This window comes from Acinetobacter towneri (assembly GCF_001758345.1).
GTDB classification, from domain to species: domain Bacteria; phylum Pseudomonadota; class Gammaproteobacteria; order Pseudomonadales; family Moraxellaceae; genus Acinetobacter; species Acinetobacter towneri_A.
In genome coordinates, this window is sequence record NZ_MKQS01000020.1 from 13,732 (window position 1) to 32,449 (window position 18,718).

An 18,718-nucleotide genomic window follows, 5' to 3' on the forward strand; every position below is an offset into this window, starting at 1 on the left:
CGTTTACCCCTTAGCGATCCACGTCTGCCATTACGACGTCAATGGTCGCTAAATAAATGATTAAGTCAGATACCAGACTGCCGTTAATCACAGAAGGCATTTGCTGTAAATGCGTGAAAGTTGGTGTACGAATACGGGTACGGTAACTCATCGTCGACTTATCTGAAGTCAAGTAATAGTTAGATGCACCTTTCACCACTTCTGCCATTACAGATGCTTCACCAGCAGGCATTACAGGACCCCAAGACACGCTTAAGAAGTGCGTAATCAGGGTTTCAATATCTTGTAATGTCTTGTCTTTTGGTGGTGGAACAGCCAATGGATGATCCGCTTTATATGGACCAGAAGGCATGTTATCTAGACATTGTTTGATGATTTTCAATGACTCTTCGATTTCACGGAAGTGTACCAATACACGTGCGTAAGCATCGCCTTCGTACTCTACTGGCACGTCAAAGTCATAGTTTTCATAACCACTGTATGGACGGTATTTACGCACATCAAAGTCGATACCTGTTGCACGTAGACCAGTACCTGTTACACCCCACGCCAAAGCAGATTTCGCATCATACTGTGCAACGCCTTGCGTACGACCCATGAATACAGAGTTGCGTAATGCCGCAGTGTAGTATTCGTTCATACGCTTTGGCATCCACTCCAAGATTTCACGAATCAGGTGCTGCCAGTTGTTTGGTAGGTCGTGTGCGGTACCACCAATACGGAACCATGCTGGGTGCATACGGTAACCGGTAATGGCTTCAATCGCATCGTAGATTTTTTGACGGTCTGCGAACATATAGAATACAGGGGTCATACCGCCCGCATCCTGAATTGCAGTACCAATGAACAATAAGTGGTTATTGATACGGAATAATTCCGACATCATGACACGAATACATTGTGCGCGGTCTGGCACCGTAATGCCTGCCAGTTGTTCCACACCCATTACATACGGCATGTTTTGGGCACAACCACCTAAGTAGTCCACACGGTCGGTGTAAGGAATGAATGAATGCCAAGTTTGACGTTCAGCCATCTTTTCCACACCACGGTGGTGATAGCCGATATCTGGCACACAGTCTTTCACTTCTTCACCATCCAACTGCAAAATTACACGGAACGCACCGTGTGCAGATGGGTGGTTAGGACCCAAGTTCAAGAACATGAAGTCTTCGTCTTTATTACCGCGCTTTAAGCCCCAATCTTCAGGCACAAAGCGTAGGTGTTCCTGCTCGAAGTCTTGTTTGGCTTGGTTTTGCATGTACGGGGTATATTCCGTAGCACGTGCAGAATACTCTTTCCGTAACGGGTGACCTTCCCAGTATGTTGGCAACAAAATACGACGGAGCATTGGATGCCCTTCGAAGTTGATACCAAACATATCGTAAGCTTCACGTTCGTACCAGTTGGCATTTGGCCAAATGTTGGTTGCTGTAGGAATATTGAGATCACTCTCATTCAAGGCAACTTTAATACGAATGTCCGTGTTACGCTCAAGCGATAACAAGTGATAGAACACTGTAAAGTCAGACGCAGGTAGACCGTCGCGGTGAGTACGTAAACGCTCATCTACCGCAGACAAGTCGAACAACATCACGTATGGACGTGACACTGTACGCAAGAACATTAAAACTTCTTGTACACGTGCGCGCTCAACCCAGACTGTTGGAAAATCTTCAAAAGTCGTTTGCACGTAGAAGTTCTCACCAAATTTGGTTTTAAGCTCTTCTACAATTGCAAATGCTGGGCGTGAATCAACTGCTGTCGATTCTGGCATAGCAATGTCAGTTTCAGCCATTGGCTTGGCTTCCTATTTAATACAAATTCAGTCAACCTAAACGACAACTACACCCTTCGGGTGCATCAATATTTGTACGTTTAAATTATTTAATTTCATCCATAGAGCGTAAGTTTTTCACCGCAATACGCTGTGCATTCTTACGGTCACGTTCTGGCATCATCTTCGGCTTATACACTGGCTTAAGATCATCACCAATCACCGCAGACAACGGACGACGCTCTAATTGAATTTGGTCTTGTAATAACATTAATGCTTGAATTAATGCTTCAGGACGCGGTGGGCAACCTGGAATGTACACATCCACAGGAATGATTTTATCCACACCTTGTACAACTGAATAAATGTCGTACATACCACCTGAGTTTGCGCATGCGCCCATTGAGATAACCCATTTAGGCTCAAGCATTTGCTCGTACAAACGCTGAATTACAGGTGCCATTTTTACGAAACACGTACCTGCAACAATCATCAAGTCTGCCTGACGCGGTGAAGCACGAATAACCTCGGCACCAAAACGTGACAAGTCATGCACACCTGTTAAGGTCGTTGCATACTCTACGTAGCAGCATGATGTACCAAAGTTGAACGGCCAAACTGAGTTCTTACGCCCCCAGTTTACTGCTGTATGTGCCAAGTCCTCTAAACGAGTCATGAACACATTTTTATTCACTTCTTCTTCAAGCGGATCTGTAACGATTTGACGCTCTTGAAGTGGATATTGATCAGCATCGGGATTCGCACGGGTCAAGGTATATTTCATCCCGAGTTACTCCTTGTCAGATGAGGTAGTCGCAGATTTTTTTACACGACCAGAGGATTGAGCTGGAATTTGACCGGTAGGGTCCGTTACCAATTCTTCAATTGAGTTAAAGCGTGTGATTTCTGCAAGATCCATATTTGGCGAACCAATTTTAGGTTTAATCCCTGCTGCTTTACGCTTATCAGATGGCGCCCAGTTCAGCGCACCGGTTGATAATTCATAAATTAAGCCAACGAGTAAAACTAAAATAAATACAGCAGCAGTTGCAAAGCCCACCCAACCTACTTCACGAACAGAAGCTGCCCATGCGTATAGATAAAGTGCTTCTAAGTCGAAAACAACGAAGAAAATTGCAACCAAATAGAACTTTGCAGATAAGCGGATACGTGCTCCACCAGCACCTACAACACCCGACTCAAACTGCTCTTGCTTCGCACGCCCCCATGATTTACCCCCAAGGAGTAAAGGAACAGTCAGCATAAAGACGCATAAAAATGTAACGCCGATCACGAAGGCAATAATTGCCCATTCGTATGGAGTAATGGCACTCATGCGGGGATAACTCCTGGCAGGCCTATTTATTAACAAAGAATGTATGTATTGGCCTTCAAATACACCAAACACAAAATTAATCACGCCAATTGTACCTGATTTATGATTTCACTTGCTAGTTCATAAGTCTTAGTCTTTCGGATGATTTTTTATTCAAATACTTGATATTTTAGAATTCCACTACTCCGCAGGGCTCTTAATCGCTTTAATAAATAGATAAATCAGTTGTGATTATTTTTTCCATAACACCAATTAAGCGCTTCGTTGCAAAGTTTTTAAATTTATCGAGAGATCATCGCAACTTCAGGTTTCAGCTTAGTTTAAGCCACACAAAAGTTTGTGTATTTTTTGCAACTTAAACCCTGAGTTTCTTTAATTTTTCGCCCAGAGTGTGCTATTCCTAGTAAGCATTAAAAATCTGAATAATAAGGAGTAAACACATGAGCTTAGACTATACCCACAAACCAAATTACTTTATGTTTGCGCAATTATTTATTCGTCATTTGCAAAATTATTTTGAAAAGCATCCTGATGCACAAAATGCAATTTTTGACCTGCGTGATATTTATGAATTATTTCGCCAAGACAAAGCATCTGCCACCATTAATTTAGACGGCATTATGAATATTGCAGATGAATACCGCCTTGAAACCTTACAGGGCGATCAAAAATTAATTAGTCGTTATGCGATTGATCCACAAAACAATTCTTTGTTGGTCGATTTTAACCGTGAGGCTTTAGACAGCTTAAAACAAGGCAAAGCAATTTTGGCACCCGATGCAACCCTGCAAGAATAAATCCGTATAGAATCTGCATTAAAGTGTGTTTTAAACAGCTAACACTTTCATAAAGCACAAAAAAGCGAGCATCTGCTCGCTTTTAAGTATTTATTACCACAAGAATCACATCTAAAATAATTTAGCTTTTACGTGACAATAAAAACTCTGAAATCTGCTGTAACTCTAAGACGTTGTCGTTTTTAAAATATGCTAGTGCTGCAAAGGCTTGATCGTGTAATTCTTGTGCATAAGCTTGTGCTTTTTCTAAGCCCATAAGTGCAGGATAAGTCGATTTTTCAACTTCTTGATCTTTCCCTGCAGTTTTACCCAATACTTCTGTATCAGAAATAATATCTAAAATATCGTCTTGTACCTGAAAGGCTAAACCAATCGCCTGCGCATATTCACGTAATTGCGGAATCGCTTTATCACGTCCATCGAACACGGTCACAGCGGCCATCATCACGGCTGCAGAAATTAACGCACCTGTTTTATTACGGTGGATATTTTCCAAAGTCGCCTGATCCACCTGTTTACCTTCAGACTGCAAATCCAAAACCTGACCACACACCATTTTTGAAGAAGCAGTGGCTAAAATTTGCATCTGTTTGAGCACAATGCCTTGATCTACCGCAGCAGACTGATCAAACAATCGGCTGCCTAAGATTTCAAATGCCATCGACTGCAAAATATCGCCTGCAAGCAACGCAGTATCTTCACCAAACGCTGCATGACATGTCGGTTGCCCACGACGCAATAAATCATTATCCATACATGGCAGATCATCATGAGCCAATGAGTAGCAATGAATGAGTTCAATCGCAACCGCAGCACGGCGTACCGCAGCAGAGTTTTGATTCGGTCTTAATGCTGCAGTGGCATAACACAAGGCAGGACGAACACGTTTTCCACCCAACATGACTGCATGATGCACAGCAGATTTTAACGGTTCTGGCAATGCAAAAGCCTCTAAAGCGGTAAGCAAGTCTGGCTGAATACGTTGTTGGGCTGCGGTTAATGCATGCGCCTGTAAATCATGAAGAGATGACACATTCGCCTCGAGTTGTTGATTCATGTCTAATAAGCAGTAAGCTACCTGTGTAGCTGCATTGTACCTATAATTCAAAGTTTTTTAAGCCTTAACTGAACTGATATAACATTCCAGCCATAAAAAAGCCCCTATTGAAATAGAGGCTATATATCGCTAGCTATTATTTGTTCAAAGCAAAACTTATTCTAATGTTTCCGCAGGTACACGCACCCAACCTTCCATTAATACACGCGCACTCCGGCTCATCACGGCTTTTTTCACTTGCCATTGTCCATTTTCCTGTACAGCTTGCGCACCCACACGAAGCGTACCTGATGGATGTCCAAAACGTACAGCTTCACGCTCGCCCCCGCCTGCAGCCAAGTTAACCAAAGTTCCTGGAATAGCTGCAGCTGTACCAATTGCGACAGCTGCAGTGCCCATCATGGCATGGTGTAATTTACCCATCGACAATGCACGGACCAACAAATCAGTGTCTTCAGCCTGAATCTGTTTGCCACTTGAAGTTACATAACTTTTTGGCGCAGAAACAAAGGCAATTTTTGGCGTATGCTGGCGTTTTTCAGCTTCAGTGATTTCCTGAATCAACCCCATTTGTTTAGCCCCATAAGCGCGAATAGTTTCAAAACGAGCCAAAGCTTGTGCATCACCATTGATTGCATCTTGCAGTTCTGTGCCTGTATAACCAATTTCTTCTGCATTGAGGAAAATTGTTGGGATACCCGCATTAATAAAAGTCGCTTGAAATGTTCCAATATCTGGCACATGCAAAGTATCCACCACATTTCCAGTGGGGAACATTGCCCCACCTTCTTCGCCATCATCGGCAGGGTCTAAAAATTCAATTTGTACTTCTGCGGCAGGAAAAGTCACGCCATCCAACTCAAAATCACCCGTTTCTTGCACCTGACCATTCATGATTGGCACATGCGCGATTATGGTTTTTTCAATATTTTTTTGCCAAATGCGTACGGTACAAATGCCGTTTTCTGGAATTTTACTGGCATCGACTAAGCCATTGCTGATTGCAAACGCCCCGACTGCAGCTGTTAAGTTACCGCAGTTACCACTCCAATCTACAAATGGCTGATCAATCGAAACTTGTCCAAACAAATAATCAACATCGTGATCGGGTTGAGCACTTTTGGCTAAAATCACGGTTTTACTGGTACTCGAGCTCGCACCACCCATTCCATCAATTTGCTTGGCATAGGGGTCTGGACTGCCAATCACACGTAATAAAATTTGATCTCGAATTTTCCCTGGCTGCTGCGCTGCTGCAGGTAAATCATCAAGTTTAAAAAATACGCCTTTACTGGTACCGCCACGCATATATGTTGCTGGAATTTTAACTTGTGGTGCAAAACGCATGAATTTTATTCCCTTGTTTTTTGATTGTTATGGCCATATAAAAAGACCTTTTTGCATCATAACGGTTTTTATTCAAAAGGTATCGCTGTCTTGACTTAAGTATAAAAAAACAACATTTGGTAAATTTTACCCTAACCAGTCATCTTGATTTATATGGTAAAAATAAAATTAATATATTGATTCACTTATTTTTTATACAAATAAAAACGATAAAGTATTTTAATATTTATCATAAATTTATTTCATTATTGTCTAGCTACTAGGCTAATGAAATTTGATCTATTACAATCTTGTCACTTTTTCCTTGTCGGGCTGAATACTTTGAACAACGAGTCTTCACAACTTCAGCGTGGCTTAAAGAACCGCCATATTCAATTGATTGCCATGGGTGGCGCAATTGGTACAGGCTTATTCTTAGGTTCCGCGCAGGTCATCCAATCTGCTGGCCCCTCTATTATTTTGGGTTATGCCATTGGTGGTCTTATTGCATTTTTAATTATGCGCCAATTGGGGGAAATGATTGTTCATGAGCCCGTTGCAGGATCATTCAGTCACTTTGCCTATAAATATGCAGGTAAATTCCCTGGCTTTTTAGCAGGTTGGAATTACTGGATTTTGTATATTTTGGTGGCAATGGCAGAACTCACCGCAGTTGCCAAATATATTAACTATTGGTGGCCGCATATTCCTGCTTGGACTTCGGCACTGTTCTTTTTCATTGTAATTACCATTATTAACTTGGGCAATGTAAAGTTCTACGGTGAATCAGAGTTCTGGCTAGCAATCATTAAAGTAGCAGCTGTGGTTTCGATGATTGTGTTTGGTTTATATCTCTTACTTTCTGCAGATGCCAATTCAACCGCATCATTCAGCAACCTTTGGACGCATGGTGGCTTCTTCCCGAATGGCTTTGAAGGTCTGTTCTTTATGTTGGCTTTCCTCATGTTTGCTTTTGGTGGCATTGAGTTAATTGGTATGGCAGCCGCAGAAGCGCAAGATCCTGAAAAAACCATTCCAAAAGCCATTAATCAAGTAGTGTTCCGTATTCTGGTTTTCTATATCGGTTCACTCACCATTCTATTATCATTAGTGCCTTGGAATCAGTTAGATTTAGGTGGGTTAGATAAAAGTCCATTCGTGATGATCTTTAGTCAAATGGGCATTGAATGGGCAGCACACTTACTGAATTTCGTGATTTTGACTGCGGCACTTTCTGTATATAACAGTGGGATGTATGCCAACAGCCGTATGCTGTTTGGTTTAGCCAAACAAGGCAACGCACCAAAGATTTTCCTGAAAGTGAATAAACAAGGTGTGCCAATTCCAGCAGTATTATTCTCTGCAGTATTAATTTTCGGCTGTGTATTGTTGAATTACTTTGTACCTGAAGAAGCTTTAAGCCACCTCATGTATATTGTCGTGGGTGCATTGGTTTTAAACTGGGCGATGATCAGTTTGACTCACCTTAAATTTACCAGCACACTGAAAAAATTAGCGATTCCAACCAAGTTCCCTGCGCTATGGTCACCATTTAGCAACTATTTGGTTTTAGCGTTTATTGCAGTGGTACTTTATATTATGTGGACACAAGGCTTTAAAGAATCAGTCATTATGATTCCTGTATGGGTGGTCTTGATGTACATTTTATTTAGAGTGCTTAATGCGAAAAAACCTTAATTTGCATAGTACGCATAGTACAGATTTCTAAAAATTAAAAAGTTATTGCTTCGGCAGTAACTTTTTGCTTTTAAGCCCCCCTTTTAATAGCCCATAAATAAAGTGCTGCACTTAAAATAATTTAAATTCCAACCCATTCTTTTCAGTTGATATTTCAACTTTTTTGTAGCAAAAGCCACATCATTTACATTCTAAATGATAAAAAGACTCTACATGAGAAGAATTCTTAGTTATCATTTGAGCACAAAATTTGTCGTGTGAATAAACTATGAATGCGTACGCTGCTCAACCTGCCAATGTCTTGACGATCCAACAGCTCAGTAAAAAGTTTGGTTCGCGTTTTGCAGTGCAACAAGCAACATGGTCAGCGATGAGTGGACAAATTGTGTGTTTATTAGGTCATTCAGGCTGCGGCAAAACCACAATGCTACGTCTGATTGCAGGCTTGGAAACACCAAGCAGCGGCACAATCCAACTGGAACAAAATACCTTGTGGAGTGAGCAAGCACAGATTCCTGCGGAAGCACGCCATATTGGTTTAGTGTTTCAGGATTACGCACTTTTCCCACATTTAAGTGTGTTAGACAATGTTATGTTTGGCTTAAAGAAATTTCCCAAAGCGCAGCGGGAAACCATTGCCAAACAAGCTTTAGCGCATGTTTCCATGTTGCATCATCAAGACAGCTATCCATATACACTTTCAGGCGGCGAACAACAACGCGTTGCCTTAGCACGTGCCTTAGCACCAGAACCGCAAGTTTTGTTGATGGATGAACCTTTTTCAAATTTGGATCATCGTCTGCGTGATCAAATTCGTCAAAATACCATTCAACTGCTCAAACAAACTGTAACGACTACGGTTATCGTGACACATGACCCAGAAGAAGCATTGCAAATTGCCGATCAAATTATTTTGATGCATCAAGGGCAAATTATTCAAATTGGTTCACCGAAACAACTTTATTTACAGCCTAAAACCTTGTTTGCTGCACGCTATTTTTCTTCGTTGAATGAAATTCCAACGCGCATCAAGCAGCAAGAAATTCACACTGTATTTGGCAAGATTGATTTACCAGAACATACCACCGCTCAAGATTCACTGGTTTGCTGCTTCCGTCCGCATCAATTGCGCCTCAGTCAAACAAAAAGTGAAAATGCATTACCAGCAAGCATTGTGTCATCCAGTTTTATGGGGCATGCGCAACAACTGCATCTAAAACTACGCGATCATGATCTCACGCTTTTAGCACAAGTGAACCACCTTCAAGATATTCAACCTACTGACCAGGTCTATGTTTCTGTCGATTTAAACAGCTGTTATTACTTGGCTTCTGATGAGCAATCAGCCACCACACCGCCTTCTGCTCAGGCCGCGATTCAGGTTTAGATTTTCAATTTAAATTTTTTAATTAGGAATACTGTATGAAACCATTGTCGAAACTCTCATTGCTTGTTACAGGTTTACTTGCATTTGGTGCAAGTGTCGCACAAGCAGCGGAAGTCAATTTATACACCACACGTGAACCTGTGCTGATTCAAACTTTATTAACTGAATTTACCCAAAAAACTGGGGTAAAAGTGAATACGGTTTTTATTAAAGATGGTTTATTAGAACGTGTGAAAGCAGAAGGCCGTCGCTCGCCTGCCGACGTTATGTTGACTGTAGATTTTGGGAACTTGGTTGATTTGGTTGAAAGTGGTCTAACTCAACGCGTGAGTTCTAAAACCTTAAATAGTGCAATTCCTGCCAATTTACGTGCTGCCAATGGTCATTGGTATACCTTGTCGATGCGTGCACGTGCCGTCTATGCCTCTAAAGACCGTACACCGCTTAATGCGATTACTTATGAAGATTTAGCCAATCCAAAATGGAAAAATAAAATCTGTATTCGCTCAGGCAACCATCCATATAACACTGCTTTAATTGCGGCTTATATCGCTCATCATGGTGAAAAACAAGCCGAAACTTGGTTGCGTGGTGTGAAAGCCAATTTAGCTCGCCCAGCCAGCGGTGGTGACCGTGATGTAGCACGTGATATTTTAGGTAAAATTTGTGATATTGGCGTTGCCAACACCTATTATGTCGGCACAATGCGTACAGGTGATGCGGAACAAAAGCGCTGGGGCAATGCGATTAATGTTGTGTTACCACGCTTTAAAAATGGTGGAACGCATGTAAACGTATCGGGTGCAGTGGTTTCTAAACATGCACCAAACCGTAAAGAAGCTGTACAACTGCTCGAGTTTTTAGCTTCAGATCATGCGCAAGCCATCTACGCACAAAACGGCTTTGAATACCCTGTTAAACCTGGGGTAAAAATTGACCCGATTATCGCTAGTTTTGGCAAACTGAATATTGATTCAATTCGTTTAAGCGATATTGCACGTCACCGCAAAGCCGCCAACTTATTGGTCGATAAAGTCCAGTTTAACCGCTAAAATTTTCTGCTTTTGTCTTACAGTGCAGCGCTTTGCACTGTAAGATGCTCAGCTGTTCCCTCCCCCTTATTTAATACCTCTATTGCAATGCTTAAAAATAAATTTAATTTTTTATTTTCGCTCAGTGGGTTATTGACGCTACTCGCCTGTTTACCTGTGCTCGCTTTAATTTGGACGGCATTACAAGGTGATAGCGAAATTTGGGGGCATCTGCTGCGTTATGTTATTCCACACACGTTGGCAGAAACAGCGATTTTATTGTTGGGTGTGGGAATTCTCACCATCCTGATTGGTACAGGCAGCGCATGGATTGTAACAGCGTATCAATTCCGAGGTCGTGCATTTTTAGATTGGGCCTTACTGCTGCCTTTAGCTGTACCAACTTATATTATTGCGTATAGTTATATCGACATTTTGCATCCTATTGGTCCTGTGCAAAGCATTCTGCGTGATTGGTTTAATTTAGAATTACAACAGTTTTGGTTTCCCAATATTCGTAGCGTTTGGGGCGGCATTTTCTTGCTTAGCTTTGTGCTGTATCCGTATGTGTATTTAAGTACCCGTGCAATGTTTCTGATGCAATCGGCCAGTTTAATTGAGGTCGCACGTACATTAGGATTAAAACCCGATCAAGTGTTTTTACGTGTTGCAATTCCACTGGCACGTCCTGCGATTGCTGTGGGTACCAGTCTGGTTTTAATGGAAACCATTAATGATATCGGTGCAACAGAATTTTTAGGCATTAAAACCTTAACTTTGTCGATTTATTCAACCTGGACCAATCAGTCCGATTTAGCCAGCGCCGCACAAATTGCCATTTTCATGTTGATGATTATTACCTTATTGGTGTTAGTAGAGCGTTTAGGTCGGCGTAAACAGCGCTATATGAACTCGGCTCAACGCAGCCGTTTAATGCCTGCACAATCGGTCAAAGGGCTTAAAGCGCTTGTGTTACTAGGTTTGTGCTTAATTCCTGTTTGTATTGGCTTTTTAATTCCAACCAGTCACTTACTTGTAGAATCTTATAAACGCATTCAATATGCAGGGTTCTCAGATTATCTGATCCAAGCATCCATCAACACACTGACACTTGCCAGTCTTGCAACTGTGGTAACTATTTTGATTGGCTTCTTTATTGTCAGTGCAGCACGTTTTAGCAAACACACTTGGTTTAGCCGCATTTCGAGCTTAGGCTATGCCATTCCAGGAACGGTTTTGGCAATTGGTCTCATGCTGGCTTTGGGTAAAATTGATCATACTATTGCCGACTTTTTAGAATTTAAATTAGGGATACACACAGGTTTATTATTCCTCGGCACCAGTTTTACCCTTATTTATGCTTATGCTGTGCGTTTTTTAGCTATTTCAGTAGGTGGCATTGAGTCAGGCTATAACCGTATTCATGGTGTTTTTGATGATGCTGCACGTAATTTAGGACAAAACAGCTTTGCGATTTTATGGCGTGTGCACTTGCCATTATTGCGTCCTGCCATTATTTCTGCAGCTTTATTAATCTTTGTAGACTGCATGAAAGAGCTACCTGCCACTTTGTTGCTCCGTCCCTTAAATATGGAAACACTCGCTACCCAGCTATATGCAGAAGCCTCTAGGGGCACTTATGAAGATGGTGCCGTAGCAGCTTTACTAATTGTATTGGTTGGGCTGATTCCTGTCATTCTTTTGGCAAAGCTTGGAAAAACCACACGTTAATGCACCCCATTTTGTTGCAAGATATGCCTAGCAACAAAATGAGTTTTGATAAAAAAGTATTTTTTTTAACCAATTAAAAACATTTAAACAAGAGATTGGTTTTTATATTTTATTCTTTAGTTTCAATCACTAACAAGCCAAAATCCCACACTAATTAGAACAAATACTCTATTCAGCGTGTTTTTTATACTGATTAGTTTTTTCTAGAGCATTTACTCTTATTTTAATTGTGATATTTTTGTCACATGGAGTAATAAATGGTCTCGGTGAGTACAAGCCGAAATCATCCTAGATGAAAGCTTAAAGCATCAACAAAAACTGTCATAAAAGACTTTATAGCCCAAGGGAAATGTATAATGAAATTAAAAGCACTAAGCACAGCAATGATTTTAGCAACTGTACCAATGACAGGTGCTTTTGCTGCAGCTCTAGATCGTTCTGGTCAATCTATGGCTGCGTTCTTACAACCGGGTAACTATTTTGAAGCAGGAATTTCTGTATTAGATCCAAGTGTTTCTGGTAAGGAAGCAGGTGAAACCCCTACTCGCCGTAATATTGGCGATATGGCGGGCGATTATTATTTCCCAAGTGCAGCCCTAAAACTTCAACCAACAAAAAACTTCTCATTTGGTATTTTATACGATCAACCATACGGTGCTGATGCTGAATATACTGGTAGCAATGTTTTCGTTTCAGATGCGACCAATACAATTCTAGCGCCTGCAGCTTTGGCTGGGATTCGTCAAAACACTATCACTTCAACTTTTGAAGGATTAACTGCAGAGCAAAGAGTTGGTGCTGCCCTGCAAGCCCAAGGTGTCAACTTAACAACTGCTGCTGGACAACTTCAATACCAAGGTACTTTAGCGGCATACAAAACTGTAGATGCAGTTAAGCAACAAATCGACGCTGGCGTTCTTGCTGGTGTTACAGCTCGTGTAGATGCTGGTCTAGCTAGTGTTAATAGTCTATTAGGCACAGGAAATACGAGCGTAGAAGTTGATACACAAAACCTTTCTTTTATTGCTGGTTTCCAGCCTACTGAAAATTGGAATATTTATGGTGGTGCCGTTTACCAAACCATTAAAGGTAATGTAGCACTTCGTGGACAAGCATATAGCCTATTCAATGGTTATGATGCATCAATCCCTGAAGATAGTGCAATGGGCTGGTTAGCTGGGGTTTCATACCAAATTCCTGAAATTGCCTTAAAAGCATCTTTGACATATCGTTCAGAAATCGATCACGATATTAATGTGCGAGAAACACTACCAACGCTTGGGGCATTAGCATTACTGCCAAATGGTGCGGCAGCAGCAGGTGCTATCGCAACTTCAGAAGGTAAAACCACAATTACCACACCACAGTCTGTAAATTTAGATTTCCAAACTGGAATCATGGCAAATACTGTGGCATTTGCAAACTTACGCTGGGTAGAATGGTCTAAATTCTCTATCCGCCCACATAAATTTGGTCTTGTAAGTGAGGCTGTAGGTCCTCTAGTTCAACGTCCTAATGGCTTTAATCTAGTTGAATATGAAGATGACCAAATTTCTGCAACTGTGGGTGTTGGTCGTAAATTAAATGATCAATGGGCTGGTAACGTTTCTGTAGGTTGGGACTCTGGTGCAGGTAACCCTGTATCAACTCTTGGTCCTACTGAAGGTTATTGGAACGTGGGTCTAGGGGTTCAATACTCACCTGCACCAAACTACTTTATTGCAGGTGGTGTAAAATACTTCATGTTGGGTGATGTTAAAGCCCAAACAGGTGCTCAAGCAGGTGGTTCTGATTATGTTGCAGAGTTTGAAGACAACGATGCATGGGCATACGGCTTAAAAATTGGTTACCGCTTCTAATCTCTTAGTTTTCAAAGGAGCCACCCTTCGGGGTGGTTTTTTTGCACTTAAAACCCACTCGTTTTTATACAAGTGTTAACCAAATGTTTAAATTTAAAGCAATTACACTCATATTTACTCAAACATTACCCTTAAAAATTATTTAATAAAATTCATTTACTTAAGACCTAAAAATAGTACTTTTACTCTAATCAACTGCTATTTATAACTTATTCAGTTCATTTATTCTGCGAAGTTGAGCATTTACTCTTTTTTTTAATATGTTACCTTTCCTGCACTTTTTGTTACATAAAGCATCAGGGAACGACCATGAAGCTCAATAAAATCTATTCAGCTATTTTACTTAGCACTCTCCCACTTACACCTGCGCTTGCTGCTGGTTTAGACCGTTCTGGTCAGTCTATTGCTGCATTTTTACAACCGGGTAATTATGCAGAAGCAGGTATTTCAATTTTAGATCCAAATGTATCTGGTCAAGACAAAGATAAACACCAAGCAGATGACATGGCAGGTGATTATTACTTCCCACACGCTGCATTAAAAGTTCAAGCAACTGACAAAGTTTCGATTGGTTTAATTTACGATCAGCCTTTTGGCGCCGATGCTGAATATTTTGGCAACAATAATTTTGTTGAAAGTAGACCTGTACCATTTCAAGGCAGTACTTCTGTTGTGGTTGATACCCAAAATTTAAACCTGTTAGTGGGTTATCAACCTAATGAAAATTGGAATCTATATGCAGGTGCTGTATATCAGACAGTAGATGGTACTGTTATTTTACGCGGTACTGCATACTCAGCCTTTAATGGTTATGATTTTAAAACAGGTGAAGATGAGTCTGTGGGTTGGTTAGCGGGTGTTGCGTATCAAATCCCTGAAATCGCGCTTAGAGCTTCTGTTACTTACCGCTCTGAAATTGAGCATGAAATGACTGCTTATGAAAACTTTGGTGCAATAGGATTTACCAAAAACCCTACACTAGATGCAACTATGACGCAAATTAGTTCTATAACAGGTAAAACCCAATTAACAACACCACAATCTGTCAATCTAGATTTCCAAACAGGAGTTATGGCGAACACCGTTGCATTTGCCAACCTTCGCTGGGTGGACTGGTCAAACTTTAAAGTACAACCATACAAATTTGGCAAGCTTACTCAAATATTAGGCCAAGCTGGTTATGTACCAACCAAACCTAATGGATTTAACCTTATTGACTATAAAGATGACCAAATTTCTGCAGCTGTTGGTGTAGGACGTAAGTTCAATGATCGTTGGGGTGGCAATGTATCTGTAGGCTGGGATTCTGGTGCCGGCAACCCTGTTACGACCTTAGGTCCAACTGAGGGCTACTGGAGTGTAGGTATAGGTGTTCGCTACTCACCTACCGAAAATTATTTCATTGGTGCAGGATTTAAATACTTCTGGTTAGGTGATGCTGATGCCGTCACAGGTGCACATACGGAAGCAGGCAAGTTTGAAAATAATTATGCAGTTGCATATGGATTAAGTATTGGCTACCGCTTCTAAATCAATACACAGTTAAAACCGCATAAAAAAACAAAGGGCATCAAATGATGCCCTTTATTGTATTCAGCTTCAGATTAAGCAGGAATATCACGTACCGAAGCACCACGAATTGCTTCTTTTAATGCTGCATAACCATGAATTGCAGGGAATTGTGGGAATTCTGCAATCACATTTTCAGGTGCATCAAATAAAAAACCTTTGTCCGCTTCACCCAACATCGTTGTATCGTTATATGAATCGCCCGCAGCAATTACGCGGAAATTTAAACCGTGTAAGGCTTTAACCGCCTGGCGCTTTTGGTCAGGTTGACGCAATTTATACGCGGTAATCATGCCATTTTCATCTGTTTCTAATTTATGGCAGAAAATGGTTGGCCAGCCCAATTGCTTCATCAACGGGTGTGCAAACTCATAGAACGTGTCTGAAAGAATAATCAATTGGAAGTGTGTGCTCACCCACTCTACAAACTCTTTCGCGCCCGGGAATGGCCCCATGTCTGCAATCACCGCTTGAATATCATTTAAGCCCAAGCCATGCTGTTTTAGAATATTTAAACGCTGAGTCATCAACACATCGTAGTCTGGAATATCACGTGTAGTTGCTTCTAGTTCTTTAATTCCAGTTTTTTTAGCAAAGTTAATCCAAATTTCTGGAACTAACACACCTTCAAGATCAAGACATACGATTTCCATGAGTTCTCCCAAAATACCAATAAAAATTTTCACTATCATAGCCGAAGATTCGGTTTTTGCCTTGTTCTTTTTTAAATCTATTTAGTTCATAAGCATTTATTTTTTAGTGATAATAGAGTTTTGACAATTCTATTAAAATAAGCGCTTAATTCAGTAAGATTAGCTTCTCCAAGCCGAATGCTAGGAACATATTATGACCACCATTCCAACTATAGATATCGTTGATGCACTCGCAACCGAATATGCTGACAAATCGCCTAGCGAAATTTTAAAACTTGCTTTGAACCAGCAGGGTGAAGTTGCAATTTCTTTTTCTGGTGCAGAGGATGTGGTACTGATTGATATGGCGTCTAATTTAGGTTTGCCATTTCGTGTATTTAGTTTAGATACAGGACGTTTGCATCCTGAAACCTATCAATTTTTAGAAACTGTACGCAAATATTATAATATTGAGATCGAAATTTGCTTTCCTGAAACCGAAGCAGTCCAACAATTAGTACAAGAAAAAGGTTTGTTTAGCTTTTTTGAAGATGGACATCAGGAATGTTGCGGAATTCGCAAAGTTCAACCTTTACGAAAAAAACTGGCAACTTTAGATGGCTGGATTACAGGACAACGTAAAGACCAAAGCCCGGGTACACGCCAAGATATTCCAGTGGTACAAGCCGATGCAGGTTTTGCTGGTCCAAATAAACAACTAATTAAATACAATCCACTGGCAAACTGGTCAAGCAGTGACGTGTGGAACTACATTCGCATGATGGAAATCCCATACAATCGTTTGCATGAAAAAGGTTTTATTTCAATTGGCTGTGAACCTTGCACCCGCCCTGTGCTCCCAAACCAACATGAACGCGAAGGTCGTTGGTGGTGGGAAGAAGCAACGCACAAAGAATGTGGTCTGCATGCAGGAAATCTCAAATAATCTCCACCCTATTACCCTATTAAGGTCAATAAAAATCACCCACCTACTGTGATTTTTATTGACGGATGATGGCGCAAAAACCACTATATTTGTTTGATAAAAAAGATATACTGAAATTAAATCTTATATAACTCTAAAAAGCCCGTTCAGCAAAGAACAGGCGTAGAAATTGCAGTGAGGCAATCCACAATATGCGACCATTACACCCTATTGATTTTATTTTCCTGTCACTCGAAAAACGTCAACAGCCCATGCATGTGGGTGGATTATTCCTATTCCAAATTCCGGAACATGCGCCAGACACATTTATTCAAGACTTGGTTGCCGATATTCGCAATTCAAAGTCAATGCCTATTGCACCATTTAACAATAAGCTCAATGGTCTATTTTGGGATGAAGATGAAGAATTCGATCTCGATCATCACTTCCGTCATATCGCCTTGCCAAAGCCAGGCCGTATTCGTGAATTATTAACTTATATTTCACAAGAACACAGCTCGTTGATTGATCGCGCCAAACCACTCTGGACTTGCCATATTATTGAAGGTATTGAAGATAATCGTTTTGCGATGTTCTTTAAAATTCATCATGCCATGGTAGATGGTATTGCTGGCATGCGTTTGGTGGAAAAATCCCTTTCGCACGACGAAAATGCAAAAAGAATTGTACCACCTTGGTGTGTAGAAGGCCCACGTGCTAAACGTCTAAAAGAACCGAAAGTCAGCCGTTTAAAGAAAATTTTTGGTGGACTTAAAGGTCAGTTTGAAGCAACCCCTCGCGCAGTTTATGAAGTATCACAAACTGTTGCCAAAGATATGGGACGTAACCCTGATTATGTCTCCAGCTTCCAAGCACCAAGCACCATCTTAAACCAACGTGTGAGCGCCTCACGTCGTTTTGCCGCTCAATCTTTTGAGTTTGCACGTTTGCACCGTATTGCCAAAGCTTTAGGCGTAACCATTAATGATGTGGTGCTGGCAATTTGCTCAGGCGCATTACGTGAGTATTTACTCAGCCAATATGCCTTACCTAAAAAACCGCTCATTGCGATGGTGCCTGCCTCTATTCGTGATGACGATTCTGAAGTATCCAATCGAATCACCATGATTTTAGCCAACTTAGGTACACACAAAGAAGATCCGCTTGAGCGTTTAAGAATTGTGCGCCGCAGTGTGCAAAATTCTAAGCAGCGTTTTAAGCGCATGAATCCTAATCAGATTATGAACTATAGTGCTTTTGTTTACGGCGCTGCAGGTTTAAATATTTTGTCAGGTATTATGCCAAAGCGTCAGGCCTTTAACTTGGTGATTTCTAATGTACCTGGTCCGCGTGAACCTTTGTATTGGAATGGTGCAAAACTAGATGCGCTTTATCCTGCTTCAATTGTGTTAGATGGGCAAGCTTTAAACATTACCATGACTAGCTATTTAGACAAATTGGAAGTTGGTTTAACCGCTTGTCGTCAAGCCTTACCCAAAATGCAAAACTTATTGCAGCACTTGGAAGATGAAATTCAGCGTTTTGAACAGATTATTGATGCACCTGAAGGGGTCAATAAAATCGTGGATTGAT

15 protein-coding genes are annotated in these 18,718 nt (G+C 41.0%); 9 read left to right on the plus strand and 6 right to left on the minus strand.

All coding sequences use genetic code 11. From position 1 onward, the window contains the following. Nucleotides 1–10: 10 nt before the first annotated feature. The 3 genes from nuoC to ndhC all read right to left on the minus strand — a co-directional run bounded on the left by nuoC (nt 11) and on the right by ndhC (nt 3,113). Nucleotides 11–1,798, minus strand: coding sequence for an NADH-quinone oxidoreductase subunit C/D (gene nuoC / locus BJN41_RS10475; protein ID WP_070155070.1), 1,788 nt, complete (start codon nt 1,796–1,798; stop codon nt 11–13). Between the two features lie 85 nt (nt 1,799–1,883). Beyond that, nucleotides 1,884–2,561 carry a NuoB/complex I 20 kDa subunit family protein gene (locus tag BJN41_RS10480; RefSeq protein ID WP_004975447.1) on the minus strand — a complete coding sequence of 226 codons (678 nt, stop codon included), beginning with the start codon at nt 2,559–2,561 and terminating at the stop codon, nt 1,884–1,886. 6 nt (nt 2,562–2,567) lie between these two features. Continuing rightward, nucleotides 2,568–3,113: an NADH-quinone oxidoreductase subunit A gene (gene ndhC, locus BJN41_RS10485; RefSeq protein ID WP_004975445.1), complete on the minus strand. Its 546-nt coding sequence runs from the start codon at nt 3,111–3,113 to the stop codon at nt 2,568–2,570. 440 nt (nt 3,114–3,553) lie between these two features. Between ndhC and BJN41_RS10490 the strand changes: the two genes are divergently transcribed. Continuing rightward, the gene (locus tag BJN41_RS10490) at nt 3,554–3,910 is read left to right on the plus strand and encodes a hypothetical protein (protein ID WP_070155072.1); all 357 of its coding nucleotides are present in this window, start codon (nt 3,554–3,556) and stop codon (nt 3,908–3,910) included. 121 nt (nt 3,911–4,031) lie between these two features. Here BJN41_RS10490 and BJN41_RS10495 read toward each other — a convergent pair whose 3' ends face one another. Both BJN41_RS10495 and prpF read right to left on the minus strand, forming a co-directional pair. Further along, a complete protein-coding gene (locus BJN41_RS10495; RefSeq protein WP_201787568.1) occupies nt 4,032–4,967 on the minus strand; it encodes a farnesyl diphosphate synthase in 936 nt (311 codons plus the stop codon). 156 nt (nt 4,968–5,123) lie between these two features. Next, the gene (gene prpF / locus BJN41_RS10500; protein WP_070155074.1) at nt 5,124–6,314 is read right to left on the minus strand and encodes a 2-methylaconitate cis-trans isomerase PrpF; all 1,191 of its coding nucleotides are present in this window, start codon (nt 6,312–6,314) and stop codon (nt 5,124–5,126) included. Between the two features lie 321 nt (nt 6,315–6,635). Between prpF and BJN41_RS10505 the strand changes: the two genes are divergently transcribed. From BJN41_RS10505 to BJN41_RS10530, 6 genes are all read left to right on the plus strand, one after another. Then, nucleotides 6,636–7,991, plus strand: coding sequence for an amino acid permease (locus BJN41_RS10505; protein WP_171257438.1), 1,356 nt, complete (start codon nt 6,636–6,638; stop codon nt 7,989–7,991). Between the two features lie 268 nt (nt 7,992–8,259). Further along, on the plus strand, nt 8,260–9,378 hold the full coding sequence (locus BJN41_RS10510) for an ABC transporter ATP-binding protein (RefSeq protein WP_070155078.1): 1,119 nt from the start codon (nt 8,260–8,262) through the stop codon (nt 9,376–9,378). Nucleotides 9,379–9,413: 35 nt separating this feature from the next. Continuing rightward, the gene (locus tag BJN41_RS10515; protein WP_070155080.1) at nt 9,414–10,430 is read left to right on the plus strand and encodes an extracellular solute-binding protein; all 1,017 of its coding nucleotides are present in this window, start codon (nt 9,414–9,416) and stop codon (nt 10,428–10,430) included. Between the two features lie 87 nt (nt 10,431–10,517). Then, nucleotides 10,518–12,140 carry an ABC transporter permease gene (locus BJN41_RS10520; RefSeq protein WP_070155082.1) on the plus strand — a complete coding sequence of 541 codons (1,623 nt, stop codon included), beginning with the start codon at nt 10,518–10,520 and terminating at the stop codon, nt 12,138–12,140. 356 nt (nt 12,141–12,496) lie between these two features. After that, the gene (locus BJN41_RS10525; protein WP_070155084.1) at nt 12,497–13,999 is read left to right on the plus strand and encodes an outer membrane protein transport protein; all 1,503 of its coding nucleotides are present in this window, start codon (nt 12,497–12,499) and stop codon (nt 13,997–13,999) included. Nucleotides 14,000–14,308: 309 nt separating this feature from the next. Further along, nucleotides 14,309–15,529 carry an OmpP1/FadL family transporter gene (locus BJN41_RS10530; RefSeq protein ID WP_070155086.1) on the plus strand — a complete coding sequence of 407 codons (1,221 nt, stop codon included), beginning with the start codon at nt 14,309–14,311 and terminating at the stop codon, nt 15,527–15,529. 74 nt (nt 15,530–15,603) lie between these two features. On the opposite strand, the gene thrH is transcribed toward BJN41_RS10530, so the two are convergent. Further along, nucleotides 15,604–16,221 (minus strand): bifunctional phosphoserine phosphatase/homoserine phosphotransferase ThrH, encoded by a 618-nt coding sequence (gene thrH, locus BJN41_RS10535; RefSeq protein ID WP_070155104.1) that lies wholly within the window; start codon nt 16,219–16,221, stop codon nt 15,604–15,606. Between the two features lie 193 nt (nt 16,222–16,414). Between thrH and BJN41_RS10540 the strand changes: the two genes are divergently transcribed. Both BJN41_RS10540 and BJN41_RS10545 read left to right on the plus strand, forming a co-directional pair. Continuing rightward, entirely contained in the window at nt 16,415–17,146 is a 732-nt protein-coding gene (locus tag BJN41_RS10540) for a phosphoadenylyl-sulfate reductase (protein WP_070155088.1), read from the plus strand. A 191-nt stretch (nt 17,147–17,337) separates the two neighbouring features. Then, on the plus strand, nt 17,338–18,717 hold the full coding sequence (locus BJN41_RS10545) for a WS/DGAT/MGAT family O-acyltransferase (RefSeq protein WP_070155090.1): 1,380 nt from the start codon (nt 17,338–17,340) through the stop codon (nt 18,715–18,717). Nucleotide 18,718 lies beyond the last annotated feature (1 nt).